This window comes from Marichromatium purpuratum 984 (assembly GCF_000224005.2).
Lineage (GTDB): Bacteria > Pseudomonadota > Gammaproteobacteria > Chromatiales > Chromatiaceae > Marichromatium > Marichromatium purpuratum.
The window spans coordinates 821,504-847,411 of the sequence record NZ_CP007031.1; the positions used below are offsets into that span (position 1 = coordinate 821,504).

Genomic DNA, 25,908 nt, shown 5'->3' on the forward strand with positions numbered 1-25,908 from the left:
TCTAGGCAATGGATAAGAAACAAGCTCGTCTGCGCCGTGCGGCGCGGGCTCGTGCCAAGATCCGGGAGCTCAGTGTCTTCCGTCTGTGCGTGCACCGTACGCCCCGGCACATCTACGCCCAGGTCATCGCTCCCGAGGGCGACAAGGTCGTGGCCAGCGCCTCGACCCTCGACAAGGACCTGCGTCAAGCGATCGAGGGCCACAAGGGTAACGTCGCAGCCGCGGCCGTCATCGGTCAGGCGATCGCCGAGCGCGCGCGCTCCGCTGGTGTGGAATCGGTCGCCTTCGATCGTTCCGGCTTCCGCTATCACGGCCGTGTCAAGGCGCTCGCCGATGCCGCCCGTGAACACGGACTGAAATTCTAAGGACTCGATCATGGCGAACTTCAATCCAAAGACAGAAGGCGACGAGCTTCTGGAAAAGCTGGTGACCGTCAATCGGGTCGCCAAGGTGGTCAAGGGCGGACGTCAGTTCGGCTTTGCGGCGCTGACCGTGGTCGGCGACGGCAAGGGTCGGGTCGGCTTCGGTCGCGGCAAGGCGCGTGAGGTGCCGGTGGCGATCCAGAAGGCGATGGAGAATGCCCGCAAGAACATGATCGACGTCAAGCTCAATGGCACCACGCTGCAGTACCCGCTGCAGGGGCGTCACGGCGCGGCCCGCGTGTTCATGCAGCCGGCCTCCGAGGGTACCGGTATCATCGCCGGCGGCGCGATGCGTGCCGTCTTCGAGGTGCTCGGGGTGCAGAACGTGCTGGCCAAGTGCATCGGCACCAACAACCCGATCAACGTCGTCCAGGCGACCATCGAAGGCCTGCGCAAGATGAACGACGCCGAGCTCGTCGCTGCCAAGCGCGGCAAGACCGTCGAAGAGATTCTGGGGTAAGCGATGGCTGACAAGAAGATGATGAAGGTCAAGCTGGTGCGCAGCGTCCATGGACGCCTCGAGCGTCACCAGGCCTGCGTCCGCGGCCTCGGTCTGCGGCGCATGCACCAGGTCGTCGAGGTCGAGGACACCCCTTGCACCCGCGGCATGGTCAACACCGTGTCCTACATGGTTAAGGTCGTGGAGGAGTCTTGAGATGCGACTCAATGAGCTGAAGCCCGACGAGGGCAGCCGCAAGGTTGCCAAGCGCGTCGGTCGCGGGATCGGCAGCGGACTCGGCAAGACCTGTGGCCGCGGCCACAAGGGTCAGAAGTCGCGTTCCGGTGGTTTCCACAAGGTCGGCTTCGAGGGCGGTCAGATGCCGCTGCAGCGTCGTCTGCCGAAGGTCGGTTTCCGGTCGCGCAAGGCGCTGGTCCAGGCTGAGGTGCGCCTGAACGAGTTGGCCCTGGTCGAGGGCGACACCGTCGATCTCGCTGCGCTGGTCGCGGCCGGGGTATTGAACCACCGTATCAAGTCGGTCAAGGTCATCGCCTCGGGCGAGATCTCGCGGGCTGTCACCGTACGTGGCCTGGGCGTGACCAAGGGTGCGCGCGCGGCGATCGAAGCGGCGGGCGGCAAGGTCGAGGACTAATCGGGAAGGCGCGTAGCAGATGGCCAAGAACGTCGGATCCATGGGAAGTGCGCTCGGCGGTATGGGGCGGTTGACAGAGTTGCGTCAGCGCCTGCTGTTCGTGCTCGGCGCACTGCTCGTCTATCGTATCGGTACCTTCATCCCGGTCCCGGGCGTCAACCCCGAGGCCTTGGCCATCCTGTTCGATCAGAACCAGGGGTCGATCCTGGACATGTTCAACATGTTCTCGGGAGGTGCCCTGGAGCGCGCCAGTCTGTTCGCGCTGGGCATCATGCCCTACATCTCCGCCTCCATCATCATGCAGTTGATGACGGCGGTGTTGCCGAAGCTCGAACAGTTGAAAAAGGAAGGCGAGTCCGGTCGCCGCAAGATCACTCAGTACACCCGCTACGGTACCGTGGTGCTCGCGACCTTTCAGGCCATCGGTATCTCGATGGCGCTGCAGGGTCAGACCGCTGGTGGTTCGGCGTTGGTCTCCCACGCCGGTCCCGGGTTCGTGTTCACTGCGACCGTGTCGCTGGTGACCGGCACCATGTTCCTGATGTGGCTCGGCGAGCAGATCACCGAGCGCGGTATCGGCAACGGCATCTCGCTGATCATCTTCGCGGGTATCGTCGCCGGTCTGCCCTCGGCGCTCGGCGGCACCCTGGAGCTGGCGCGCACCGGTGAGATGAACTCGCTGGCGGTCCTCGCGCTGTTCGCCCTGGCATTGGCGGTCACCGCATTCGTGGTGTTCGTCGAGCGCGGGCAGCGGCGGATTACCGTCAACTACGCACGTCGCCAGCAGGGGCGGCGGATGATGCAGGCGCAGAGCACGCACCTGCCGCTCAAGCTCAACATGGCCGGCGTCATCCCGCCGATCTTCGCCTCCAGCATCATCCTCTTCCCAGGGACGCTGGGGCAGTGGTTCGGCAGCAACGAGGATCTGCGTTGGCTGGCCGACATCACCGCGAAGCTCTCGCCCGGTGAGCCGGTCTACGTGCTCTTTTACGCGACGGCGATCATCTTCTTCTGCTTCTTCTACACCGCGCTGGTGTTCAATGCGAAGGAGACGGCCGACAACCTCAAGCGCTCTGGGGCTTTCATTCCGGGGATCCGTCCGGGGGAGCAGACGGCGCGCTACATCGATACCGTCATGACCCGGTTGACGGCAGCAGGCGCGATCTACATCACCGCTGTCTGCTTGCTGCCTGAGTTCCTGATCGTGGGTTACAACGTGCCGTTCTATTTCGGCGGCACCTCACTGTTAATCGTAGTGGTCGTGGTCATGGACTTCATGGCGCAGATTCAGGCTCACCTGATGTCGCATCAGTACGAGGGCCTGATGAAGAAGGCCAACCTGAAGTCACCCGGCGCCGGCATGTTGCGCTGAAGAAGGCCCCGACTCTTAGGAGACAAGAATGAAAGTGCGTGCATCGGTCAAGAAGTTGTGCAGAAACTGCAAGGTGATCAAGCGGAATGGAACGGTGCGGGTCATCTGTTCCGACCCCCGTCACAAGCAGCGCCAGGGTTGACGGACTCCCGTTGACTACAGTAAGCAATTTGTTATACTGCGCGGTTTACCCGCTGAGCATTTAGGACTGAGGGGTTCGTAGCTATGGCCCGTATCGCCGGCGTCAACATTCCCGACAAAAAGCACGCCGTGATCGCGTTGACCGCGATCTACGGCATCGGCCGCACCCGCGCGGGCGAGATCTGCGACGCGGCAGGTATTCCGCGTGACACCAAGATCCAGAGCCTCACCGAGGAAGAGGTCGAGAAGCTGCGTGGCGAGGTCGCCAGATTCTCCGTCGAGGGCGATCTGCGTCGTGAAGTGTCGATGAACATCAAGCGCCTGATGGACCTCGGCTGCAACCGCGGCATCCGTCATCGTCGCGGCCTGCCCCTGCGTGGTCAGCGCACGCGCACCAACGCACGGACCCGCAAGGGGCCGCGTCGTCCGATCAAACGCTAAGCGCCCTGGCGCAGCAGATTAGCTGGATTACGTCGAATGGCTAAACCGATTCGCAGCACCAAGAAAAAGGTCAAGAAGCAGGTTGCAGACGGCATTGCGCACGTCCACGCCTCCTTCAACAACACCATCATCACGATCACCGATCGTCAGGGCAACGCCTTGGCCTGGGCCACCGCCGGTGGTTCGGGCTTCCGCGGTTCGCGCAAGAGCACGCCCTTCGCGGCTCAGGTTGCCGCCGATCGTGCCGGTCAGGCTGCCAAGGAATACGGCCTGCGCAACCTGGACGTGAACGTCAAGGGGCCGGGGCCGGGTCGTGAGTCCGCCGTGCGCGCACTCAACAACGCGGGTTTCAAGATCACCAGCATCACCGATGTGACCCCGATCCCGCACAACGGCTGCCGTCCGCCCAAGAAGCGGCGCGTCTGACAGATCAACAGGAAGAGACATGGCACGTTACACAGGCCCAACCTGCAAGCTGGCGCGTCGCGAGGGGACCGATCTCTCCTTGAAGAGCCGCGCGCGCGCTCTGGACACCAAGTGCAACCTCGAGAAGCAGCCCGGACAGACCACCGACCGTCGTCGGCGCCTCTCCGACTATGGTCTGCAGCTGCGTGAGAAGCAGAAGGTGCGTCGCATCTACGGCGTGCTCGAGAAGCAGTTCCGCAACTACTACAAGAAGGCCGCCGGCACCAAGGGTGCAACCGGCGAGAACCTGCTCCAGCTGCTCGAGCGTCGTCTCGACAACGTCGTCTATCGCATGGGCTTTGGCGCCACTCGCGCCGAGGCACGTCAGCTGGTCAGCCACAAGGCCATCCTGGTCAACGGCCGTATCGTCAACATCGCCTCCTTCCAGGTCGGCGTCGATGACGAGATCGAGGTCCGTGAGGCCGCTCGCAAGCAGGTGCGCGTGCAGAACGCGCTGTCGCTGGCCGAGCAGTACGGCTTCTCCGACTGGGTCGAGGTCGACACCAAGGCCATGAAAGGCGTCTTCAAGCGTGTTCCCGATCGTTCCGATCTGCCGGCGGACATCAATGAATCGCTGATCGTCGAGCTGTACTCCAAGTAAGGCGCTTCCAGAGGGGCACTAATGACTGACGCTATTGGCGAATTTCTGAAACCACGCATCGTCAAGGTCGACCTGGTCGATGGCAGCCCGAACCACGCCAAGGTTTCGCTAGAGCCCCTGGAGCGTGGTTTCGGGCACACCCTGGGTAATGCGCTGCGGCGCATTCTGCTCTCCTCGATCGATGGCTATGCCGTCACCGAGGTCGAGATCCAGGGCGTCCTCCATGAGTACACCACCATGGAGGGCGTGCAGGAAGACGTCCTCGAGATCCTGCTCAACCTCAAGCAGCTTGCGATCTCGCTCGACGGCAAGGACGAGGCGACCTTCACCCTGAGCAAGTCCGGTCCCGGTCCGGTGACCGCCGCCGACATCGAACTCGATCACTCGGCCACCATCGCCAACCCCGAGTTGGTGATCGCCAACCTCACCGAGGGTGAGCTGAGCATGACCCTGACGGTGCGTCGTGGTCGTGGCTACGAGCCGGCGACCGCGCGTGAGAGCGAAGAGGGCGAGGACCGTCCGATCGGCAAGCTGCCGCTCGATGCTTCCTACAGCCCGGTGCGTCGTGTCGCGCTCGAGGTGCAGTCGGCCCGTGTCGAGCAGCGCACCGATCTCGATCGTCTGGTGATCGATCTGGAGACCAACGGCACCATCGATCCCAAGGAATCGATCCAGCGCGCCGCGACCATCCTGCGCGACCAGCTCTCGAGCTTCGTCGTGCTCGAGGGTACGGGTGCCGCGGACAGCCAGTCCGTCGAGCAGCGCGATGAATCGCCCTACGATCCGATCTTGCTGCGCCCGGTCGACGATCTGGAGCTGACGGTGCGTTCGGCGAACTGCCTGAAGGCCGAGAACATCTACCTGATCGGCGATCTGATCCAGCGTACCGAGGTGGAGTTGCTCAAGACCCCGAATCTCGGCAAGAAGTCGCTCACGGAGATCAAGGACGTGCTCGCCACGCGCGGTCTCTCGCTGGGGATGCGGCTCGAGAACTGGCCGCCTGAAAACATCGCCGAACTGAGCGTCCGCTGAGCGCGCTCAGGTTCTAGAACACAACACTCGATCACAAGATATTCGGGAAAAGGATCATGCGTCACCGCAAAGCCGGAAGGCATCTGAATCGCACCAGCTCGCACCGCGAGGCGATGTTTCGCAACATGGCGGCTTCGCTGTTTGAGCACGAGCTGATCAAGACGACCGTGCCCAAGGCCAAAGAGCTGCGTCGGGTCGCCGAGCCGCTGATCACCCTGGCGAAGGAAGACTCGGTGCACGCGCGTCGTCAGGCCTTCGCGCGTCTGCGCGACAAGGATGCCGTCGGCAAGCTGTTCGCCGAACTCGGCCCGCGTTACCAGGGTCGCCCCGGCGGCTATCTGCGTATCCTCAAGTGTGGTTATCGCTCCAGCGACGCGGCCCCCATGGCCTACGTCGAGCTGGTCGACCGTCCGGTGCAGACCGAGGTCGAGGACGAGGATTGAGTTCCGACGTCTCCGGCGTTGCCGCATGAAAAAACCGGGCATCCGCCCGGTTTTTTTTCGTCTCGAATTCGCTGTGCGAGGTCCATCGTGATCGAAGCTCCGGTCGTCGAACGCATCGCCCTGGTCACCGACTTTGGCGCCGGCCCCTATCTCGGGCAGATGCAGGCTCTGCTCGACGCCTGCCTGCCCGATCATGCGGTGATCGACCTGGTCCACGATCTGCCGCCCTTTCGTCCCGATCTCGCCGCCTATTTGTTGTCGGCGTTGGTGCGCGACATGCCCCCGCGCACCCTCTATCTCTGTGTCGTCGATCCCGGTGTCGGTGGCGCGCGCGACGGTGTCGTCGCGCAGGTCGGCGAGGACTGGTTCGTCGCCCCGGACAATGGACTGCTCGCGCCGCACCTGATGGCCGGGGCAGGGCAGTGCTGGCAGATCGGCTGGCTGCCGCCGCAGCGCAGCGCGACCTTCCACGGGCGCGACTGGTTCCTGCCGGTGGCTGCGCGGTTGTGCCGGGGCGAGGACATCGGCGCCACCCGGCTCGATCGACCCGTGGGGCATGACTGGCCGGAGATGCTCAGCCGGATCCTCTATGCCGATCACTATGGCAACCTGATGACCGGTCTGCGACCGGTCGACCATGCGCAGTCCTTGCGTGTCGGTGCGCGTTTGCTGCCCTGGGCGCGAACCTTCTGTGCGGTCGAGCCGGGGGAAGCCTTCTGGTACGAGAATGCGCTCGGGCTGGTCGAGATCGCGGTCAACCAGGGACGTGCTGATCATGCCCTGGGGCTGGTTCCCGGCGATTCGATCGGGCCATTCGTCATGCCGGGGTGACAGCGCCGCGCGTTCTGGGTGCTAGAGTGATGGCATCCGTGCGCGGCATGCGTCGCGCCCAACTCGGCGGGAGTCAAGGCATGGCAGGTTTCGGCGATCTACTCGGTTCACTGCTGCAGAACAACCTCTCCGGCAGCGGTGTACAACGTCTCACCCAGGGGTTGGGGCAGTTCTCCACCACGCCCGGCGAGGGTGGCAGCGGTCTGAGCGCGCTGCTCGACGGCGCGCGCGGGGTGCTCGGTCAGGCCGCCGATAATCCGCTCCAGGCCGGCGGGCTGGGGGCGGCACTCGGTTCGGTACTCGGTGGCGGCGGGGATGCGGTACGTGGCGCGCTCACCGGCGGTGCCCTGGCGATGCTCGCCGGGGTGGCCTACAAGGCGCTGGCCAACCCCGAGGGGGAGGGTGCTGCCCAGTCGTCGGTGCCACCGGCGGCGCAACCCGAGCCGGCGCAGGCTGATACGGCACGTGATGACAAGGCGCGATTGCTGGTGCGAGCGATGATCAATGCCGCCAAGTGCGACGGCCAGATCGGGGTCGACGAGATGCAGCGGATCGTCGATCAGGCTGCGGCGAGCGGACTCGAGGCGCAGGTGCGTCAGTGGCTCGCCGATGAACTGGTGCGCCCGCTTGACCTCGACGCCTTCGCCGCCGAGATTCCCGATCGGGAGACGGCCGCCGAGGTCTATGCCGCCTCGCTGCTGGCGATCGAGGTCGATACCCCGGAGGAGCACGCCTATCTCGACGGCTTGGCTGCGCGCACCGGGTTGACGCCAGAGGTCACCGCCCAGCTCCGGCGCGCCCTCGGGGTTGCTGGCTGAGGGCGCGCCCGACTCGACTCAGCGCTCCTCGGTCCCGCCCTCGTCGCGACGCTTGCGACTCAGTGGGGCATGACCGGCCTCGATCGGCTTGCCCGAGGGTGCGCGGCGCTTGCCGATGTTCTTGCGATCACGGTGGCGCTGCTTGTCCTTGGTCTTGCTGGCGGCGCGTGCCGGAGTCTTCTTGGCCTTGACCCGGCTGGCCGGGGTCTTGCGCCGCTTCTTCGCCGCCGGTCCCTTGAAGCGTGCCGCCAGCTCATCGATCGCCCGCCACTCGAGCGTGAGGCCGAGGAAGCGGCTGATGCTCTCCATGCGGTTCCATTCGGTCGGCCCGACCAGGTTCACGGCGACGCCCTGCTCACCGGCGCGTCCGGTGCGTCCGCTGCGGTGCAGATAGTCCTCGCCGTTGCGCGGCACCTCGAGATTGAACACCCGCTCCACCCCGGGGACGTCGATCCCGCGTGCGGCCAGGTCGGTGGCGACCAGCACCCGTACCTTGCCCTGCTGGAGCAGTCCCATCACCCGGTTGCGCTCGCGCTGCTCGAGTTCGCCGTGGAGTACGGCGACCCGTTCGCCCTGGGCGCCGAGCCAGCCGCCAAGCTCGGTGGCCAGGTCGCGGCTGTTGACGAACACCAGTGCCTTCTCGAAGGTCTCGTTGGCGAGCAGCCAGCGCAGCTGCTCGCGCTTGTGCGCGACCTCGTCGCTGAGCAAGCACTGGTGACGGATGTCGGGATGAGCCTCGCGCACCGCGTCCAGGGTCAGTGCCAGCGGGTCGTCGAGCAGGAGTGCGGTGATCCGCTCCAGTCCGCGCCGCTCCAGGGTGGCGGAGAACAGCAGCGACTGACGGTCGGGATTGCTGTTCTCGATGATGGTCACCACGTCCTCGACGAAGCCCATCTCGAGCATCCGGTCGGCCTCGTCGAGCACCAGGAACTCGAGGTCGTCGAGTTCGGTGCGACCGTGCTCGAGCATCTCGCGGAACCGTCCCGGGGTGGCGATCAGGAACTCCGGGTTCCTGCGCAGGGTGGCGATCTGGTGGGCGCGCGAGTCACCGCCGGTGATGACGTCGACGCCGAGGCGGGTGTGACCGCCGATGCGCATGAAGTGCTCGCGTACCTGACGCGCCAGCTCGCGGGTCGGCACCAGGATCAGCGCGCGGGTGCCGCCGTCGGCCTTGGGGGTCTCGAGCATGTGCTGCATCATCGGCAGCAGGAAGGCGGCGGTCTTGCCCGAGCCGGTGGCGGCGCAGACCATCAGGTCGCGACCATCAAGGGCGGGCTCGAGCACCGCCTCCTGGACCGGGGTCGGTTGCTCATAGCCTGCCTGCTCGAGGCCGCGCAGCAGCGAGGGATCGAGCGGGTAGTCGGAAAAATGCATGTTCATGGGGGAGACCTGATGTTCTGACATGCCCGGGATGGGCTGGATCTGGGCAGCGGCTCAGGCGCGCACGCCGGGCGTGGCGTGGTCCTGGCGTTCGAGGGAGACGAAGCGCTGATCGTCGTCGACGGTGAGACAGAAGGTGCCTCGAATCCCCGCGTTGGTGACAAAGCGACGCAGGTTCACCGCCGGCAGTGACAGGGTGCGCCCGTCGTGCGTCTTGACCAGCGCCCGTGCCGCGGCGCCGCTGTAGTAGCGCAGATACTCGCTGGCCGGGATGTCGAGAGTGAAGTAGTAGCGTTGCATCGTTGGGTCTGGAGCGCGCCGTGGCGCGGTGATCGGCACATTGTAGCCGTACCGTCGGCTCCTGTCCGGCCGCTCCCCCGTTGTGCCGAACATGGTGGTCATTGAAAAATGAAATGAGAGGCGTTATCTGTATTGGTGTGGGTGTCGGCAGCGATTCGCTGCGACATCTCGCCGTCGCTGACGAGAAGAGAATCGATCGAACGGGGGCGTCCCCGAGGGAGACAGAGAAATGCGTGCGTTCCTGAGTGGTTCAATGGCCGCTGGCATGGTGTTGGTGTCCTTGATGGGGCTGGGGTGGACCCAGGGGGTCGAAGCGGCGGTCACCGGGTTCTGACGCCGTTGCACCCATCGCCCGACTCGGTCAGCATGGGCCGACCCTCGTTTGATGGATGGCCGTGATGCAGGACCTCAAGCTCAACATGCGTGACATCGCCCGCTCCGGTCATGTCACGCGCTGGCACTCGGTGCGCTGTGCCCGCAACCAGACGCTTGCTGAGCACCACTATCTGGTCGCGATGATCACCCGCGAGCTGCTCTCGCGGGTGATGCCCGAAGAGCCTGCTCCCGAGGTGCGGCTGCAGGCGTTGGAATATGCCTTGCTCCACGATGCCCCGGAGCTGCTGATGGGCGACATGCCCTCGCCACTGAAGCGTCGCGTGGCCGAGGTCGCGGGGCGCGCCGACCCGCTGGAGCGGATCGAGCGCGAGATCGCCCCCGAGGTGGTCGCGCGCAAGCAGGCGCTGCGCCATACCCCGCTGGCCTTCATCGTCAAGCTCGCCGACCTGATGGATGCCTGTCTGTTCATCCGCGAGGAAGGTATCGGCGCCCATGCCGCGGTGGTCGCCGACAAGAGCGAGACAGCGCTGCGCGACAAGCTCGCCGAGGCGCGGGCGGTCTTCCCCGCGCTCGACTGGACCCAGGTCGAGCGTCTCTATGCCGAGATGGCCGGTTGCGCCGGTACCGACAACCGTCTGCTGTTCGAGTGAGCGGCAGGCACGTTCAGACGTGCTGACGTATCGCGCGTGGTCGGACGCTGCCGACCACCGCCTCGGCGGCGAGTCGGCCGCTGCTCAGCGCCCAGTGGATTGAAGTCGGGGCCGCCACCTCTCCGCACAGCCAGATTCGCTCGCCGCGTTGCGGGGCCGCTCGCGGTGGCTGCACCGATGGCTGCTGGAGTGGCAGCGCCTGGGGGATGCGATGGACCGCGAGTCGCTCCCAGCCGCCGACTGCCTCTCCGAACCAGGCCGCCAGCTCCTGTCTGATCTGTGTCTCCAGAGTATCCGGGTTATGGGTCGCACCGAGGCAGTTGACCGTCACCAGGGCGCGCTCGGGCGGCGCATAGTGCTCGGAGAGATTGCTCGGGCACAGCAGGCTGTTGACCACCCCGTGGCCGCTGCCATTGATGACCAGCGCGTTGTCCTCGATCGGGGGTTGCGGCGCGGAGAAATGGAAGCAGGTGGTGGCGCGCATCGGGTGCTGGGGCTCGTCGAGCAGGCGCGCGGCGGCGTTGGCGTCGGTGGCGATCACCACGGCGCAGGCGCGTAGCCGCTGTCCAGACTCGAGCAGTACCCGATCGCGTTCGATCCGCTCCACCCGGCTGCCGAGCCGGATGGTCCCGCTCGGTAGCCGGGCAGCGAGCTGGCGTGGAATCTGCGCCATTCCCCCGGCCGGCAACGCGGTGTCACCGAGCGCGAAGGCGCGAAAGACGAACTCGAAGGCCCGGCTCGAGACCGCGAGTTCCGGGTCGAAGAAGACCCCGGAGAAGAACGGCAGGAAGAAGCGCTCGCGGATCCGTGGCGAGAAGCCGAGTGCCTCGAGTCGCGCCGCCGCGCTGGTCTCGGGACGGGCATAGAGTGCGGTGAGATCACCGGTGAGTGCCTGGTGACGGAGTCGCAGCAGCCGTAACTTGTCGGCTGTGGTGCCGACCGGCGAGACGAGCATCTGGGGCAGGCGTAGTGGGCGTCGCCAGATGTCGCTGACGCGGTGCAGCCGACCGTCGAACCAACTCAACGCGCCGGGGTAGAAGGGACGCAGGTCGAGAGCCTGATAGTCGAGCATGCGCCGGGCCTCGGGGTACCAGGTCTGCAGGACCTGGAAGCCGCGGTCGAGCAGGAAGCCGTCGCGTCGCTCGGTGGCGACGCGGCCACCGACCTGGTCGCCGGCCTCGAGCACCAGGGGCTCGAGACCGGCCTTGCGAAGATGGATGGCGCAGGCGAGACCGGAGAGTCCGGCGCCGATGACGATGACGTCTGCGTCCATGGAATGCCTCGATCTGATTGCGCCGCGACCGGAGGGCTCCGTCTCGGGCGGGGCAGGGCGGCGCGGCGCGTGAATGTGGGTGACCCTGGATCTCAGGTTGTGGCGATCGTCGTCGAGTTCCAGCGCCGCGCGTGCCGGTCGTGTGGGGATCTCAGCGAGACCTCAGGCAGGAGGGACCGGCGCAGGCGTTGACCTCGATGGTGAGGTGGGCGATGCGGTCGAAGTCGACGAGCAGGTGCTTGTAGTGCTCCACCGGTCGTGGCTCGTGGGTCACCAGCGAGACGATGGCGGCATAGTGATTGGCACCGACTCGCCAGACATGGATATCGGCGACGCGGTTGTCTGCGTCGGCCTCGATCGTCGCGCGGATCGCCTCGCGGTAGGGCGCCTCAATGCTTGCGTCGACTAGGATCGGGGCGGTCTCGCGCAGCAGTCCATAGGCCCAGACGGCAATGATGGTGGCGCCGACCACGCCCATTACCGGGTCGAGCCAGTGCCAGCCGAGCAGCTTGCCGGCGAGCAGCGCGGCGATGGCCAGCAGCGAGGTCATGGCATCGGCGATGACGTGTACATAGGCCGCGCGCAGGTTGTGGTCGTGATCGTGGCGCGCGTCGCGCGCATGGTCATGGTGGTGGGCGTGGCCGTGATGGTGATGATGCGCGTCCTTGAGCAGCAGGGCGCTGGCGATGTTGACCGCGAGCCCGAGCAGGGCGACCAGGATCGACTCGTTGAAGTGGATGGTCTGGGGATCGATCAGCCGCTGCAGCGACTCGATCAGCATCATCAGCGCCACGGTACCGAGCGCGATGGCGCTGGCGAAGCCGCCGAGCACATTGACCTTGCCGGTGCCGAAGCTATGAGTGGGGTCGTTGGCGTGGCGGGCGGCGTAGCGATAGGCGAGGATAGCGATGAGGAAGGCGGCGACATGGGTGCCCATGTGCCAGCCGTCGGCGAGCAGGGCCATCGAGCCGTAGAGGCTGCCGGCGAGGATCTCGATCACCATCACCACGGCAGTCAGCAGCAACACGTAGTAGGTGTGGCGCTCGCCACGGTCGTTGTGGACCGCGAAGTCGTGGCTGTGTTGCCAGTGTTCGAGGGTATGGACGTGCATGTCGAGGTGGCTCCTGCGGGTTGCGATCAGCGGGACCGGCTCGATCGGTCCCGGGTTGCCGCGCCGCGCCCGCCGCCCCCCGACGACGAGGCGGTGCGGTTTTCGTCGTGGCTCAGAACTCGACGGCGAGCTGTGCCAGGATGGTGTTGCCCGACTCGCCGGTGCCGCCCTCGCGACGATCGTAGTCGGTGTCGTGCGACCACTCCAGCGACAGCGCGGTGTTGTCGAGCACGCCGACCGAGACGCCGACCAGCCAGCGCTCCTCAGGCAGCTCCAGCGCGACCGCCTCGCTGGTGCTCTGGTAGGCTGCGGCGGCGACCACTTCCTTGCCCATCACCTCGAAGGTGTAGCCGGCCTCGATGTTCCAGGCACTGGGCTTGGCGCCTTCGCCCTTGAAGCTTAGGCTGCTGGCCTCGAACTCGTCGGTCGCGGCGAGGTACTCACCGATCAGATTGAAGGGACCGAAGGTGGCCGCGGCGTTGGCGGTCCAGGCGCCGGTGCGCTCGCTCGCATCGCCCAGGCCGGCGCGGTTGTCGGCGATCACGTCCTGCAGGGTATCGGAGTCACCGAGATCGCTGATATAGCCGAGGCCGAGGCTCCAGGCACGATCATCGAACGCCTGGGCGAAGCCGAGGTTGGCGCCCCAGCTGCCGATCTCGTTCTCGCCGTCGATCTTGCGGTCGCCGTTGAAGGCGTAAACGCTACCGTTGAAGTCGCCGTGGACGAAGCCGACCTGCAGTGCGGTCTCGCGCGCCTCGCCGATCTCCAGGGTCAGCGGGTCGGAGACCAGGTTGGTCTCGTAGGCGCCGAAGGGCACGTAGAACTGACCTGCGGTGAGGAACAGCGGACTGTGCTCGAGGTTGGCGATGGTGACGAAGGCATTGTCGACCTCGAGGTCGGTGTCATCCTCCTCGTAGAGTAGCGAGACGTTGGCCTCGACCCAGTCGTTGACCTGTGCCGAGATGCCGAGCTCGAAGGTCGCCAGCACGATGTCGCTCTCGTCGCTGCCGACATAAGGGCTGGTGTGGTTGGCTTCGACCTCGATCAGGCCGGCGATCTCGATGCGCTGGAACCAGCCGGTCCCCCAGTTCTGTTCCGTGCGTCGCTCCTCGAGTGCGGTCTCGAGTTTCTTGACCCGCTCGGGTGTACCCTCAAGGGCGGCCTGCTGCTCGGCGATCAGTTTCGCCTGGGCCTGATTCTGCTGCTCCAGGCGCGCGACCCGCTGCTCGAGCGTATCGGCATAGGCCGGGACCTGACCGGCGATCGCGAGCGCGACCGCGGCCGAGAGTGTACGAACTGACATCTTGTTATTTCCCCTGAGAAACAATCACGAACGGAAAGGCGCAAAGCAAAGCATGATCGGCGTTCGATGCGCGGAGAATGCACAAACGCAAATCGTTTTCGTTTATACATTAGCAAGATGGCGATTGTCAAAGACCCGCCCCGCGGTTGCGGGGCGGTCTCGATCGTACGATGGGGTTGGAGCAGTCGCGGCGTGGGGACGCCGCGACGGAGAGAGGTCAGGCCGACTCGCGGGTCAGTGCGGCATCCAGCTGGTCGATCGATGGGGCCGATTCGGTGCGCTGACGGTAGGCGACCAGATCCTCGATGGTCAGCACCGGCATTTGGTGACGCAGCGCGAAGTCGACGATCTCCGGCAGTCGTGCCATGGTGCCGTCGGGGTTGGTCAGCTCGCAGAGCACGCCGGCGGGGGTGAAGCCGGCCAGACGCATCAGGTCGACGGTGCCCTCGGTGTGACCGCGTCTCGCCAGCACGCCGCCGGGGCGGGCGCGCAGCGGGAACACATGACCGGGACGCGCGAGGTCCTCGGGGCGGGCGTCCGGGGCGATCGCGGTGCGGATGGTGGTGACGCGATCGGCCGCCGACACGCCGGTGGTCACGCCCTCGCGGGCCTCGATGGTGACGGTGAAGGCGGTGCCGTTACGACTGGTGTTGTCCTCGACCATCATCGGCAGCTCGAGCTGGCGCAGCCGCGCCTCCTCGAGACAGAGACAGACGATGCCGCTGCACTCGCGGATGAGCATGGCCATCTGTGCCGGCTCGATGGTCTCGGCCGGGAAGATGAGGTCGCCCTCGTTCTCGCGGTCTTCGTCGTCGACGAGCAGGACGCCGGAACCTGCGCGCAGGGCGGCGATGGCGTTGGCGACACGCGTTTCGGGATCACCGAAGCGGTTGAGTAGGGGAAAGGCTTGAATCTGATTCATGGCTCGCTGAAACGACGTTCGAGTGATCTGAATCAGGGCAGTGAAGGGGAGCGGGCACAGCGCGATCGCGCCCCCGCGAGGGGACGGACCGGGTCGCGACCCTATCCTCTGTCATCCGGACTCTAACCGTCGGCCCCGGAGTCTCACCGGGTCTGCTGACCCTGCCGTGTCACGGCAGGCGCTCGCGGGCTGTCCACTGTTGCGGAGTCACCGCCGGTCGGGAATTTCACCCTGCCCCGAGAATAGGTGCGCCTTGAGTCTGATCGAGCCGGGGCCGCATGGCGCAGGCCCCGGCGGCGACGGCACTGGCCGAGACGGCCGGAGACGTCGCTTCCCAAGGTGCTGAGTGCGGAATCCTAGGATCCCGCGCGCGATCGTTCACTCAATGGTTGCATGGCTGGCGGCGATCGATGGCCGGAGGCCCTCGCCGCAACGCTGAACGGGGACCTTGCCCCGTCGGTCCATCGCGATACCGACCCTGGTGGGTCGTCCGGACGATGCCTCCGTGCATCGCGCTGGCGCCGGAACGGACCGGCGCCAAGGGAGTGCATAGATCACATTCCCCAGAATACTATGGGGGCTATGCCGGGCTTTGGCAATCGGGCGGCGTGCGGCCTCAGCCCAGGCTCGGCTCGGCGCTCGCCGCGGCCGTGTCCCGGGCGCGCCAACGGGCGAACAGGCTTGCCCACTTGTCGATCAGGTTCTTGAACGCGATCAGCAGCCCCAGACCGATGAAGGCCCCGGGCGGCAGGATCGCGATCAGTGCGCCCTGGAAGTCGTCGCCGAGGGTCAGGGTGAGTCCGCGTGCGGCCTCGCCGAGTAGCAGATGGGCCTGATAGAAGAGGGTGCCCTGGCCGGCGAGTTCGCGCAAGGCGCCGAGCGCCATCAGCACCAGGGTGAAGCCGATCCCCATCGCCAGACCATCGACCAGGGCGCGGTCGACGCGGTTTTTCGAGGCGAAGGCCTCGGCGCGGCCGATGATCGCGCAGTTGGTGACGATCAGCGGGATGAATAGCCCGAGCACCAGATAGAGTTCGTAGAAGTGCGCCTGGATGGTTAGCTCGACGGCGGTGACGAAAGAGGCGATCACCAGCACGAACACCGGCAGTCGCACCTCGGGACGCACCAGGTTGCGGATCAGCGAGATGGTGATGTTGGAGAGCACCAGTACCGCGGTGGTCGCCAGCCCCATGCCGAGCCCGTTGGTCGCGCTGGTGGTGGTCGCCAGCAACGGGCACAGCCCGAGCAGGGCGACCAGCGCCTGATTGTTGTGCCACAGCCCCTCGGTGACGAGTGGCAGATAGCCCTGGTCCTTCGCCATCAGGAGGCCTCCTGGTCGGTTGTGGTGGTGGGTCGATTGGCGGTCTGGGCCTGCGGGGTGGCCTCCTGATAGAGACGCGCGCCCTGCTGATCGACATAGATCAGGGTGTTCTTGACCGCCTTGACGATGGCGCGCGGGGTGATGGTGGCGCCGGTGAACTGGTCGAAGTCGCCGCCATCGCGCTTCACGCCCCAGCGCTCGATCGGCGGGTCGCCGAGCGAGGTGCCGGCAAAGCCGTAGACCCAGTCGGACTTGGCCTCCTCGATCTTGTCGCCGAGTCCGGGGGTCTCGTGGTGCGAGAGCACCCGGACGCCGCCGACGGTGCCGTCGGTGAGCACCGAGACCAGCAGGCGAATGGGGCCGGCATAGCCGTCGGGGACCACCGGCTCGAGGATCACCGCGACCGGTTCGTCACCTTGGCGTACCCGGTAGACGCGGGTGGTGTCGGCGCCGAGTAGCTCGCGGGCGCTGACCTCGATGGTGTCGGTGAGCGGGTCGTTGTCGGCGCGACCGGCGGGGAGGATGGCCGCGAGCTTGCGCTCCATGGCCTGGCGCTGGTTCTCGACGATACGGTCGTCCATCACCGTATGGGTGATCACCACCAGGGCGACACCACTGACCGCGAAGGCGCTGAGTACGAAGGCGGCGAGCAGGATGGGTCTGATCTTCATCGGGCGCGTTCTCTACCGTGTCCGAAGACGCGTGGCTGGGTGTAGTAGTCGATGGTGGGGGCGGCGATGTTCATCAACAGCACCGCGAAGGCGACCGCGTCGGGATAGCCGCCCCAGGTGCGGATCACGAACACCGTGGCGCCAATGCAGGCGCCATAGATCAGCTGGCCGCGGCGGGTGGTGGTGGCGGTGACCGGGTCGGTGGCGATGAAGAAGGCGCCGAGGATGGCCGCGCCGCTGAACAGGTGGAAGGCCGGGAAGGGGTGGGTCTGCGGATCGATCAGCCAGAACAGGGTGGCCAGCGAGAGCAGCCCGGCGAGCATCGACACCGGGATGTGCCAGGTGATGGTGCGCCGCCACAGCAGATAGCCGCCACCGAGCAGGAAGGCGGCGTTGACCCACTCCCAGCCGCGACCACCGAATATCCCCCAGAGCGCGCTCTGGTTGCGGATCTCGGCAATGGTCAGCTGCTCGTCGAGCTGGGTGCGCATCTCGTCGAGCGGGGTGGCGGCGGTCACCGCGTCCCAGTCGATCCCGGCGGGCAGCACCTGATGGAGGATCATCGCCAGCGAGTCGCCGAACGACAGGTCGATCCCCGAGAGCAGTTCGGGGGCGAGCCAGCTGGTCATCGCCACCGGGTAGGAGACCAGCAGGAAGACATAGGCGGCCATCGCCGGGTTGAAGGGGTTGTAGCCGAGCCCGCCGTAGAGCTGCTTGACCAGCACGATGGCAAACAGCATCCCCAGCAGCGTCATCCACCAGGGCAGGGTCGGCGGTACCGAGATGGCGAACAGCACCGCGGTGACCACCGCGCTGAGATCGCCCAGTGCCGGCAGCACCGGACGGCGACGCAGCAGCAGCACCAGTGCCTCGGCGAGCACCGCGAACCCGACCGCGAGGGTGACGTTGACGAGCACGCCCCAGCCGAAGAACCAGGTCATCGCCAGCACCCCGGGCACCAGCGCGAGCAGCACCTGGAGCATGACGCGATCGACCCGGTTGACCCGAGGGACGTGGGGGGAGGAGATCAGTGTGCTAGTCATGCGGATTCAAGAAGCTCGAAAGGGGTTGCGGGATCTGTGGACGCCGCCGGCGGCGCTCAGGCGCCGTCGGTCGGTTCGCTGGCGCCCTGCTGCTTGGCTGCGGTGCGGGCGCGTGCCGCGGCGATCGCCGCCTGCTTGGCCTCGCTGCCGGCGCCGCTCTCGGCCTTGGCCTTGGCGGCGAGCGCCTCTTTCTTCTGGCGCATCCGCGCCTGACGCTCACGCTCCTGACGCTCGAGACGGGCCTGCTTGGCGGCGTGGCGCTCGCGCGCCTCCTCGGCCTTGCGCTTTTCCTGCTCGCGCGCCCACACCTCGGTCTTGGCGTAGCGGTAGTACTGCACCAGCGGGATGTGACTGGGACAGACCTGGGCGCAGCAGCCGCACTCGATGCAGTCGAACAGGTTGTAGTCCTGGGCGTGGTCGAAGTCCTTGGCGCGGGCGAACCAGTAGAGCTGTTGGGGCAGCAGGTTGGCCGGGCAGGCGTCGGCGCAGCGCCCGCAGCGGATGCAGGCGAGCGCCTGGCCGGGGTCCGGGGCCTCGGCGGTGGTGAGTGCCAGCAGACAGTTGACCGGCTTGGTCACCGGAACCCCTTGCTCCCCCAGCTCGAAGCCCATCATCGGGCCGCCACAGACGAGCTTGCGCGGCTGTTCGCGATAACCGTCGCAGCAGGCGATGAGGTCGGCCGCGGGGGTGCCGATGCGCGCCTCGAGATTGCGCGGCGCGGTGATCGCGCGCCCGGTGACGGTGACCACGCGCGCGATCAGCGGGCGTCCGTCGAGCACCGCCTCGGCCACCGCGTGTGCGGTGCCGACGTTCTGGCAGACGATGCCGATCTGCGCCGGGATGCCGTGGCTCGGCACCTCCTTGCCGGTGAGGATGCGGATGAGCTGCTTCTCGCCGCCGCTCGGGTAGAGCGTGGGGATGGCCACCACCTCGGCGCCGGCACGCAGATCGCTCTCGCCGAGGGCGAAGCGCATCGCCGCGATCGCCTCGGGCTTGTTGTCCTCGATGCCGATCAGCACCTCGGGGCCGCCGAGCAGGTGGCGCATGATCCGCACCCCCTCGAGGATGCGGCTGGCGCGCTCGCGCATCAGCCGGTCATCGCAGGTGATGTAGGGCTCGCACTCGGCGCCGTTGATCACCAGGGTGTCGATGCGCCGGTCCGGGCCGGGGTTGAGCTTGACCCCAGTGGGGAAGGAGGCCCCGCCCATGCCCACCACGCCGGCCCAGCGGATACGCTCGCGCACCTCGGCCGGATCGAGCTGGGCATAGTGGGTCATGGGGTCGGGCAGTTCGGCCCAGGCATCCTCGCCATCGGTCTCGATCACCGCGCAGAGTGCCGAGAGCCCCGAGGGGTGCGGCACCGGGCGCTCCTCGATGGCGACCACGGTGCCCGAACTCGAGGCGTGCACCGGGGCGCTGACATAGCCGTCGGCGGCGGCGATGCACTGGCCCTTGAGGACGCGATCGCCGACTGCGACGAGCACCCGCGCCGAGGCGCCGATGTGCTGCTGCAGCGGGATCACCAGCTGCTTCGGGACGGGCGCGACGGTGATCTCGCTGGCGTTCGATAGCGCCTTCTCGTCGGCGATGTGGATGCCGCCGTGGAAGGTCCACAGACGACGCTCGCTGGAGGGTATGGGGTTGGCTGCCATGTCGGCTCCTCGTGGATCAGGCGGCCGCGCGCCGGGAGTCGTCCTGTTGCTGCGGATAGGGCCAGCGCCAGGAGCGGATATCGGTGGCCACCGGCACCATGCTGATGCAATCGACCGGGCAGGGTGCGAGGCACAGCTCGCAGCCGGTGCAGGCCTCGTCGAGCACGGCGTGGAGCTGCTTGGCCGCGCCGACGATGGCGTCGACCGGGCAGGCCTGCAGGCACTTGGTGCAGCCGATGCAGTTCTGCGGATCGATATGGGCGACCGCCGGCAGCTTCTCCTCGGCGTCGAGTGCCACTGGGTCGCGACCGAGCAGGTCGGCCAGTGCCTGTACCGTGGCCTCGCCGCCCGGGGTGCACTTGTTGATGTCGTCCTCGCCGCGGGCGACGGCCTCGGCATAGGGACGGCAACCGGGGTGGCCGCACTGGCCGCACTGGGTCTGCGGTAGCAGGGCGTCGATCTGGTCGGCGATCGGGTCGCCCTCGATGTGGAAGCGGATCGCCGAGTAGCCGAGCAGCAGCCCGAACACGGCGGAGAGTGCGGCAAAGGCGAGGATGGCGGTCAGCATGGCTCTCGGGCGTCTATTCAGTTCGCGACCAGGCCGGCGAAGCCCATGAAGGCGAGCGACATCAGGCCGGCGGTGACCAGGGCGATGGCGCTGCCCTGGAAGGGTTCGGGGACGTCGGCGACGGCCACTCGCTCGCGGATCGAGGCGAACAGGGTCAGCACCAGCGAGAAGCCGAGCGCGGCGCCGAAGCCGTACAGGGTGGCCTCGACCAGAGTGTGATCGGCCTGCAAGTTGAGCAGCGCGACACCGAGCACGGCGCAGTTGGTGGTGATCAACGGCAAGAAGATGCCGAGCACCTGATAGAGCACCGGGCTGGTCTTGTGCATCACCGTCTCGGTGAACTGCACCACCACGGCGATCACCAGGATGAAGGCGATGGTGCGCAGATACTCGATGCCGAGCGGTACCAGCAGGTACTCGTTGACCAGCCAGGAGCTGATCGAGGAGAGGGTCAGCACGAAGGTGGTGGCCAGGCCCATGCCGGCGGCCGTCTCGAGTTTCTTCGACACCCCCATGAAGGGACACAGGCCGAGGAACTTGACCAGGACGAAGTTGTTGACCAGGACCGTCCCGACCAGGATGAGCGCGTATTCAGTCATGCCGTCTTCGTATCGGAATTGAGACTCGGGGTCGATGACGCGCTCGCGCGCGAGGGGCCCCGACGGGGCGGGCGAAATTCTCTAAGAATACGCGCCCGCATGGACCGCGACAACCGCTGCAACCGACCGCGCATTCTCTGCCGGGATGTCGGACGCGACATCCAGTCTGAACCTGTCGGGTTCGGGCTGTCACCGTGCCGATTGTGGGGATTGGTGCGGGCGGGCTCCACCGCATTCGTCAACCGGTGGTGGCCGCAGGTTCCCGATCATGGCCGGGGCGCGTGGCCCCGGCCGCGCGATCACTTCACCCGCATCCCCGGCTCGGCGCCGCTGTCGGGCGAGAGGATGAAGAGGTCGCTGCCGCCGGGACCGGCAGCGAGCACCATGCCCTCGGAGACGCCGAAGCGCATCTTGCGCGGGGCGAGGTTGGCGACCATCACCGTCAGTCGGCCCTCGAGGTCGGCCGGGTCGTAGGCGGCGCGGATGCCGGCGAAGACGTTGCGGGTCTCGCCGCCGAGGTCGAGGGTCAGGCGCAGCAGCTTCTTCGCGCCCTCGACCTGCTCGGCCGCGGCGATGCGGGCGATACGCAGGTCGAGCTTGGCGAAGGTGTCGAAGTCGATGGTCTCGGCGATCGGGTCGGCCTCGAGGTGCGGGTTGGCCGGCGCCGATTGCTGTTGCGCGGTGGCCGCTAGGTCCTCCTTCGATGCCTCGATCATGGCCTCGACCTGGGCCGACTCGATGCGCCGCATCAATGGCTTGAAGCGGGCGATCTCATGGCCGAGCAGTGGCGTGGCGAGCGCCGACCAGGTCAGCGGCTCGACCTGGAGGAAGGCCTCGGCGTCGGCAGCGGTGCCGGGCAGGATCGGGCGCAGATAGCCGATCAGCAGCCGGAACAGGTTGATCCCCATCGAGCAGATGTCGTGCAGCTCCTGTTCGCGCCCATCCTGCTTGGCGACCACCCAGGGCGCCTGCTCGTCGATGTACTGGTTGGCGCGATCGGCCAGGGCCATGATCTCGCGCACCGCGCGGGCGTATTCGCGGCCCTCGTAGGCGGCGGCGATGTGCTCGCCTGCGGCGGTGAACTCGGCGAACAGCTCGGGCGCGGCCAGGGTGTCGGCGAGCCTGCCGTCGAAGCGCTTGGTGATGAAACCAGCGCAACGGCTGGCGATGTTGACCACCTTACCGACCAGATCGGCGTTGACCCGGGCGGTGAAGTCCTCGAGGTTGAGGTCGATGTCGTCGACCCCGGCGCCGAGCTTGGCGGCGAAGTAGTAGCGCAGATACTCGGGGTCGAGATGGTCGAGATAGGTGCGCGCTTTGATGAAGGTGCCGCGCGACTTCGACATCTTCTGTCCGTCGACGGTAAGGAAGCCGTGGGCGAACACCGCGTCGGGGGTGCGGAACCCGGCGCCGTGGAGCATCGCCGGCCAGAACAGGGCGTGGAAGTAGACGATGTCCTTGCCGATGAAGTGATAGAGCTCGGCCTCGGAGTCGCTGCCCCAGAAGCGCTCGAAGTCGAGCCCGGGCTGGCTGGCGCCGAGGCGGTCGCAGAGGTTCTGGAAGCTGGCCATGTAGCCGATCGGGGCGTCGAGCCAGACGTAGAAGAACTTGCCTGGATGATCGGGGATCTCGAAGCCGAAGTAAGGGGCGTCGCGCGAGATGTCCCAGGATTGCAGCCCGGCCTCGAACCACTCGTCGAGCTTGTTGGCCACCTGGTTCTGCAGCCCGCCGCCACGGGTCCAGCCCTTGAGCATCTCCTCGAAGTCGCCGAGCTTGAAGAAGTAGTGATCGGACTCGCGCTGCTCGGGCACGGCGCCGGAGACGGCCGAGCGGGGGGTCTTCAGCTCGTTGGGCGAGTAGCTCGCGCCGCAGGCCTCGCAGTTGTCGCCGTACTGGTCGGCGGCGCCGCACTTGGGACACTCGCCCTTGATGAAGCGATCGGGCAGGAACATCTGCTCGACCGGGTCATAGGCCTGGGTGATGGTGCGCCGCTCGATGTGGCCGGCGTCGCGGTTGCGGGCATAGATCAGCCCGGCGTAGTGCCGGTTCTCCTCGGAGTGGGTCGAGTGATAGTTGTCGAAGCCAACGCGGAAGGCGGCGAAGTCGGCCTGGTGCTCGGCGCTGATGCGCGCGATCAGCGCCTCGGGCTCGATCCCCTCCTGGCGTGCGCGCAGCATGATCGGGGTGCCATGGGCGTCGTCGGCGCAGACGTACCAGCAATTGTGCCCGCGCATCTTCTGAAAGCGCGCCCAGATGTCAGTCTGGATGTACTCCACCAGATGGCCGAGATGGATCGGGCCGTTGGCATAGGGGAGGGCGCTGGTGATCAGGATGTCGCGGGGCGTGCTCATGGAATGGGCTCGGATGATTCGGGAACGGGGGGTGAATGCCCGCTATTATTCCACGACTGGCGCGATAGCGGCCATGGGGGGCGTCGGCGGTCAGCTTCCAGCGACCAGCCGCCAGCCGCCAGCCGCCAGCTGACAGCCACCAGCCACCAGCCGTCAGTCACCAGCCACCAGCCGCTGGCGCCAAGTTTCCCCACTGGAGGCTGCGAGCTGGAGGCTGGCAGCTGATGGCTGCCCACTTGATGGATTTGCTTGCTCCGTCGCGCGGCTTTGCGCTTGAATTAACGGTTTCTGATACCAACACTGGCGTCAAACCCGCGCGGCGGCGTCGCCGACGCATTCTCCGCGCGCCCGCCCCGACTCACCCACCGGCGCGCGGATCTGTCCTGACACGGAGTACCGCATGTCCGAACCCAGCAGAGAAGCCATCGAGACCGCCATCAAGTCCTACCAGGAGCCGCACCTGGGATGCGACCTGGTGGCCGCGCACGCCGTGCGTGATATCAACATCGACGGGGGGCAAGTGCGCATCGCCATCTCCCTCGGGTTCCCCGCCGACGGAGTGCGCGCGCAGATCGCCGAGGCGGTGCGCGAGCGCGTCGTCGCGTTGCCCGAGGTTTCGGGGGCCGAGGTCGAGGTCGTCAGCGAGATCAAGGCGCACGCGGTGCAGAAATCGCTCAAGCCGATCGACAACGTCAAGAACATCATCGCCGTGGCCTCGGGCAAGGGCGGTGTCGGCAAGTCGACCACCGCGGTCAATCTGGCGTTGGCGCTCGCCGCCGAGGGCGCCAAGGTCGGGCTGCTCGATGCCGACATCTACGGTCCCTCGCAGCCGCGCATGCTCGGTATCACCGGCCAGCCCGAGTCGCGCGACGGCAATACCCTGGAGCCGATGCAGCGCTATGGCCTGCAGGCGATGTCGATCGGTTTTCTGATCGATGAGGAGACGCCGATGATCTGGCGTGGCCCGATGGTCACCCAGGCCCTCGAGCAACTGCTCAAGGACACCAACTGGTCGGCGCTCGACTATCTGGTGATCGACCTGCCGCCGGGCACCGGCGACACCCAGCTGACCCTGGCGCAGAAGGTGCCGGTCTCGGGCGCGCTGATCGTCACCACGCCGCAGGACATCGCCCTGCTCGACGCGCGCAAGGGGCTGAAGATGTTCCAGAAGGTCGAGGTGGCGGTGCTCGGTATCGTCGAGAACATGAGCATGCATATCTGCTCCAAGTGCGGCCATGAGGAGCACATCTTCGGCGAGGGTGGCGGGCAGGCGATGTCCGAGCAGTACGGCGTCGAGCTGCTCGGCGCGCTGCCGCTCGACATCGCCATTCGTGAGCAGGCCGACGGCGGCAAGCCGACGGTGGTCGCCGCCCCCGAGTCGCGCTCGGCCGAGATCTATCGCGAGGTCGCGCGCAAGACCGCCGCCAAGCTCTCGCTCCAGGCCAAGGACTATGCGGCCAAGTTCCCGCGCATCGTGATCGAGAACAACTGAGGCTCGAGGGTCGCCAGCGGTCGGCGACCAGCCGCTGGGACGTTTGAACCGCAAAGCCGCGAAGGGCGCGAAGAAGGGAAGGGCTTCCAGCGATCAGCCACCAGCCGCCAGTGGCTGCCTGTCTTCGAGTGTTGGCCGGAAGCGCACGCCAACCGATAGCCGGCAGTGAATGGGGGACGCTATCGTCGAGGCCAGTCCCTCCACTGGCGGCTGGCCGCTGATGGCTGGCAGCTTGAACCCCTTTGCGTGCTTTGCGGCTTTGCGGAAGCAGCCTCCAGCGATCAGCCTCCAGCTGCCAGTGGCTGCCTGTCTTCGAGTGTTGGTCGGAAACGCACGCCAACCGATAGCCGGCAGTGAATGGGGGACGCTATCGTCGAGGTCAGTCCCTCCACTGGCAGCTGGCCGCTGATGGCTGGCAGCTTGAACCCCTTTGCGTGCTTTGCGGCTTTGCGGTTCAATCTCTTGGCCGCTGGCCGCTGGCCGCTGGCCGCTGGCCGCTGGCCGCTGGCCGCTGGCTTCCCGCCGGGCACGGCTGCGCTTTGCCAGGCCGATGAATCCGATGACCATTCGCTTGCTTTGTGTTCTTCGCGTCTTCGCGGTTCTATCCATGCTGGCGGCTTCCTTGGCGTGCGCTAACAGGTTAAAGTAACCGGTTTTTTCACGTACGAGGATGCCGCGATGGCCATCAAATCAGATCGCTGGATTCGGCGCATGGCCGTCGAGCAGGGGATGATCGATCCCTTCGAGCCCGGGCAGGTGCGCGAGGGCGAGGGCGGGCGCATGATCTCCTACGGGACCTCGAGCTACGGCTATGACGTCCGTTGCGCCGACGAATTCAAGATCTTCACCAACATCAACTCGGCGGTGGTCGATCCCAAGGCGTTCGATTCCAACAGCTTCGTCGACCTCAAGTCCGATGTCTGCATCATCCCGCCGAACTCCTTTGCGTTGGCGCGGACGGTGGAATACTTCAAGATCCCTCGCAACGTGCTCACCATCTGTCTGGGCAAGAGCACCTATGCGCGCTGTGGGATCATCGTCAACGTCACCCCGCTTGAACCCGAGTGGGAGGGCCATGTCACGCTCGAGTTCTCCAACACCACGCCGCTGCCGGCGAAGATCTATGCCAACGAGGGTGTGGCGCAGATCCTCTTCCTGGAGTCCGACGAGGTCTGCGAGACCTCCTACAGGGACCGTGGCGGCAAGTATCAGGGCCAGCGCGGGGTGACCCTGCCCAAGTCCTGATCGAGCCGGGCGGGAGGCGCGCCCCACAGGGAGG

General features: G+C 66.5%; 29 protein-coding genes and 1 riboswitch. Of the genes, 16 read left to right on the forward strand and 13 right to left on the reverse strand.

Features of this window, described 5'->3' with window-relative positions:
* Positions 1-8: 8 nt before the first annotated feature.
* The 13 genes from rplR to MARPU_RS03820 all read left to right on the forward strand — a co-directional run bounded on the left by rplR (position 9) and on the right by MARPU_RS03820 (position 7,657).
* The gene (gene rplR / locus MARPU_RS03765; RefSeq protein ID WP_005224339.1) at positions 9-365 is read left to right on the forward strand and encodes a 50S ribosomal protein L18; all 357 of its coding nucleotides are present in this window, start codon (positions 9-11) and stop codon (positions 363-365) included.
* Positions 366-375: 10 nt separating this feature from the next.
* Positions 376-882, forward strand: a complete 507-nt coding sequence (gene rpsE, locus MARPU_RS03770; RefSeq protein WP_005224340.1) for a 30S ribosomal protein S5 — start codon at positions 376-378, stop codon at positions 880-882.
* Between the two features lie 3 nt (positions 883-885).
* The gene (gene rpmD / locus MARPU_RS03775) at positions 886-1,077 is read left to right on the forward strand and encodes a 50S ribosomal protein L30 (protein ID WP_005224341.1); all 192 of its coding nucleotides are present in this window, start codon (positions 886-888) and stop codon (positions 1,075-1,077) included.
* 1 nt (position 1,078) lies between these two features.
* Entirely contained in the window at positions 1,079-1,513 is a 435-nt protein-coding gene (gene rplO / locus MARPU_RS03780) for a 50S ribosomal protein L15 (RefSeq protein ID WP_005224342.1), read from the forward strand.
* Between the two features lie 19 nt (positions 1,514-1,532).
* The gene (gene secY, locus MARPU_RS03785; RefSeq protein ID WP_005224343.1) at positions 1,533-2,885 is read left to right on the forward strand and encodes a preprotein translocase subunit SecY; all 1,353 of its coding nucleotides are present in this window, start codon (positions 1,533-1,535) and stop codon (positions 2,883-2,885) included.
* Between the two features lie 28 nt (positions 2,886-2,913).
* Positions 2,914-3,027 carry a 50S ribosomal protein L36 gene (gene rpmJ / locus MARPU_RS16985; RefSeq protein ID WP_005224344.1) on the forward strand — a complete coding sequence of 38 codons (114 nt, stop codon included), beginning with the start codon at positions 2,914-2,916 and terminating at the stop codon, positions 3,025-3,027.
* A gap of 83 nt (positions 3,028-3,110) precedes the next feature.
* Positions 3,111-3,467 (forward strand): 30S ribosomal protein S13, encoded by a 357-nt coding sequence (rpsM, locus tag MARPU_RS03790; RefSeq protein WP_005224345.1) that lies wholly within the window; start codon positions 3,111-3,113, stop codon positions 3,465-3,467.
* Positions 3,468-3,503: 36 nt separating this feature from the next.
* Complete coding sequence (gene rpsK / locus MARPU_RS03795; protein ID WP_005224346.1) at positions 3,504-3,893, forward strand: 30S ribosomal protein S11; 390 nt, start codon at positions 3,504-3,506, stop codon at positions 3,891-3,893.
* Positions 3,894-3,912: 19 nt separating this feature from the next.
* Positions 3,913-4,533 (forward strand): 30S ribosomal protein S4, encoded by a 621-nt coding sequence (rpsD, locus tag MARPU_RS03800; protein WP_005224347.1) that lies wholly within the window; start codon positions 3,913-3,915, stop codon positions 4,531-4,533.
* Between the two features lie 21 nt (positions 4,534-4,554).
* Positions 4,555-5,565 carry a DNA-directed RNA polymerase subunit alpha gene (locus MARPU_RS03805; protein WP_005224348.1) on the forward strand — a complete coding sequence of 337 codons (1,011 nt, stop codon included), beginning with the start codon at positions 4,555-4,557 and terminating at the stop codon, positions 5,563-5,565.
* A gap of 56 nt (positions 5,566-5,621) precedes the next feature.
* Positions 5,622-6,008, forward strand: a complete 387-nt coding sequence (gene rplQ, locus MARPU_RS03810; protein ID WP_005224349.1) for a 50S ribosomal protein L17 — start codon at positions 5,622-5,624, stop codon at positions 6,006-6,008.
* A gap of 87 nt (positions 6,009-6,095) precedes the next feature.
* Entirely contained in the window at positions 6,096-6,839 is a 744-nt protein-coding gene (locus tag MARPU_RS03815; protein ID WP_005224350.1) for an SAM hydrolase/SAM-dependent halogenase family protein, read from the forward strand.
* Between the two features lie 80 nt (positions 6,840-6,919).
* Complete coding sequence (locus MARPU_RS03820) at positions 6,920-7,657, forward strand: tellurite resistance TerB family protein (RefSeq protein WP_005224351.1); 738 nt, start codon at positions 6,920-6,922, stop codon at positions 7,655-7,657.
* 18 nt (positions 7,658-7,675) lie between these two features.
* Here the strand turns inward: MARPU_RS03820 and MARPU_RS03825 are convergent, their stop codons facing one another.
* Entirely contained in the window at positions 7,676-9,037 is a 1,362-nt protein-coding gene (locus tag MARPU_RS03825) for a DEAD/DEAH box helicase (protein ID WP_005224352.1), read from the reverse strand.
* A gap of 54 nt (positions 9,038-9,091) precedes the next feature.
* The gene (locus MARPU_RS03830) at positions 9,092-9,337 is read right to left on the reverse strand and encodes a DUF2835 domain-containing protein (RefSeq protein ID WP_005224353.1); all 246 of its coding nucleotides are present in this window, start codon (positions 9,335-9,337) and stop codon (positions 9,092-9,094) included.
* Positions 9,338-9,735: 398 nt separating this feature from the next.
* On the opposite strand from MARPU_RS03830, the gene MARPU_RS03835 reads away from it, so the two are divergent.
* Positions 9,736-10,323 (forward strand): YfbR-like 5'-deoxynucleotidase, encoded by a 588-nt coding sequence (locus tag MARPU_RS03835; RefSeq protein ID WP_005224354.1) that lies wholly within the window; start codon positions 9,736-9,738, stop codon positions 10,321-10,323.
* A gap of 13 nt (positions 10,324-10,336) precedes the next feature.
* Here the strand turns inward: MARPU_RS03835 and MARPU_RS03840 are convergent, their stop codons facing one another.
* The 11 genes from MARPU_RS03840 to metG form a co-directional block, all read right to left on the reverse strand.
* Complete coding sequence (locus tag MARPU_RS03840; protein WP_005224355.1) at positions 10,337-11,596, reverse strand: NAD(P)/FAD-dependent oxidoreductase; 1,260 nt, start codon at positions 11,594-11,596, stop codon at positions 10,337-10,339.
* Positions 11,597-11,747: 151 nt separating this feature from the next.
* Positions 11,748-12,707 (reverse strand): CDF family Co(II)/Ni(II) efflux transporter DmeF, encoded by a 960-nt coding sequence (gene dmeF / locus MARPU_RS03845; RefSeq protein ID WP_005224356.1) that lies wholly within the window; start codon positions 12,705-12,707, stop codon positions 11,748-11,750.
* 112 nt (positions 12,708-12,819) lie between these two features.
* Positions 12,820-14,010 (reverse strand): LbtU family siderophore porin, encoded by a 1,191-nt coding sequence (locus tag MARPU_RS03850; protein ID WP_005224357.1) that lies wholly within the window; start codon positions 14,008-14,010, stop codon positions 12,820-12,822.
* Between the two features lie 217 nt (positions 14,011-14,227).
* On the reverse strand, positions 14,228-14,932 hold the full coding sequence (ribB, locus tag MARPU_RS03855) for a 3,4-dihydroxy-2-butanone-4-phosphate synthase (RefSeq protein WP_005224358.1): 705 nt from the start codon (positions 14,930-14,932) through the stop codon (positions 14,228-14,230).
* 99 nt (positions 14,933-15,031) lie between these two features.
* A riboswitch (FMN riboswitch) is annotated at positions 15,032-15,180 on the reverse strand.
* A 368-nt stretch (positions 15,181-15,548) separates the two neighbouring features.
* Positions 15,549-16,253, reverse strand: a complete 705-nt coding sequence (locus tag MARPU_RS03860) for an electron transport complex subunit E (RefSeq protein ID WP_005224359.1) — start codon at positions 16,251-16,253, stop codon at positions 15,549-15,551.
* Positions 16,253-16,924 (reverse strand): electron transport complex subunit RsxG, encoded by a 672-nt coding sequence (gene rsxG, locus MARPU_RS03865; RefSeq protein WP_005224360.1) that lies wholly within the window; start codon positions 16,922-16,924, stop codon positions 16,253-16,255. Before rsxG ends, MARPU_RS03860 begins: the two co-directional genes overlap by 1 nt.
* Positions 16,921-17,967, reverse strand: coding sequence for an electron transport complex subunit RsxD (gene rsxD / locus MARPU_RS03870; RefSeq protein ID WP_005224361.1), 1,047 nt, complete (start codon positions 17,965-17,967; stop codon positions 16,921-16,923). Before rsxD ends, rsxG begins: the two co-directional genes overlap by 4 nt.
* Positions 17,968-18,023: 56 nt before the next feature.
* Complete coding sequence (gene rsxC / locus MARPU_RS03875; RefSeq protein ID WP_005224362.1) at positions 18,024-19,619, reverse strand: electron transport complex subunit RsxC; 1,596 nt, start codon at positions 19,617-19,619, stop codon at positions 18,024-18,026.
* Positions 19,620-19,635: 16 nt separating this feature from the next.
* Positions 19,636-20,187: an electron transport complex subunit RsxB gene (gene rsxB / locus MARPU_RS03880; RefSeq protein WP_005224363.1), complete on the reverse strand. Its 552-nt coding sequence runs from the start codon at positions 20,185-20,187 to the stop codon at positions 19,636-19,638.
* 17 nt (positions 20,188-20,204) lie between these two features.
* Entirely contained in the window at positions 20,205-20,786 is a 582-nt protein-coding gene (gene rsxA / locus MARPU_RS03885; RefSeq protein WP_005224364.1) for an electron transport complex subunit RsxA, read from the reverse strand.
* A gap of 299 nt (positions 20,787-21,085) precedes the next feature.
* Complete coding sequence (gene metG, locus MARPU_RS03890) at positions 21,086-23,137, reverse strand: methionine--tRNA ligase (RefSeq protein ID WP_005224365.1); 2,052 nt, start codon at positions 23,135-23,137, stop codon at positions 21,086-21,088.
* Positions 23,138-23,537: 400 nt separating this feature from the next.
* Between metG and apbC the strand changes: the two genes are divergently transcribed.
* Together apbC and dcd are read left to right on the forward strand one after the other, a co-directional pair.
* Positions 23,538-24,629, forward strand: coding sequence for an iron-sulfur cluster carrier protein ApbC (gene apbC, locus MARPU_RS03895; RefSeq protein ID WP_005224366.1), 1,092 nt, complete (start codon positions 23,538-23,540; stop codon positions 24,627-24,629).
* A gap of 678 nt (positions 24,630-25,307) precedes the next feature.
* Positions 25,308-25,874, forward strand: a complete 567-nt coding sequence (dcd, locus tag MARPU_RS03900) for a dCTP deaminase (RefSeq protein WP_005224367.1) — start codon at positions 25,308-25,310, stop codon at positions 25,872-25,874.
* The last annotated feature ends 34 nt before the right edge of the window (positions 25,875-25,908 follow it).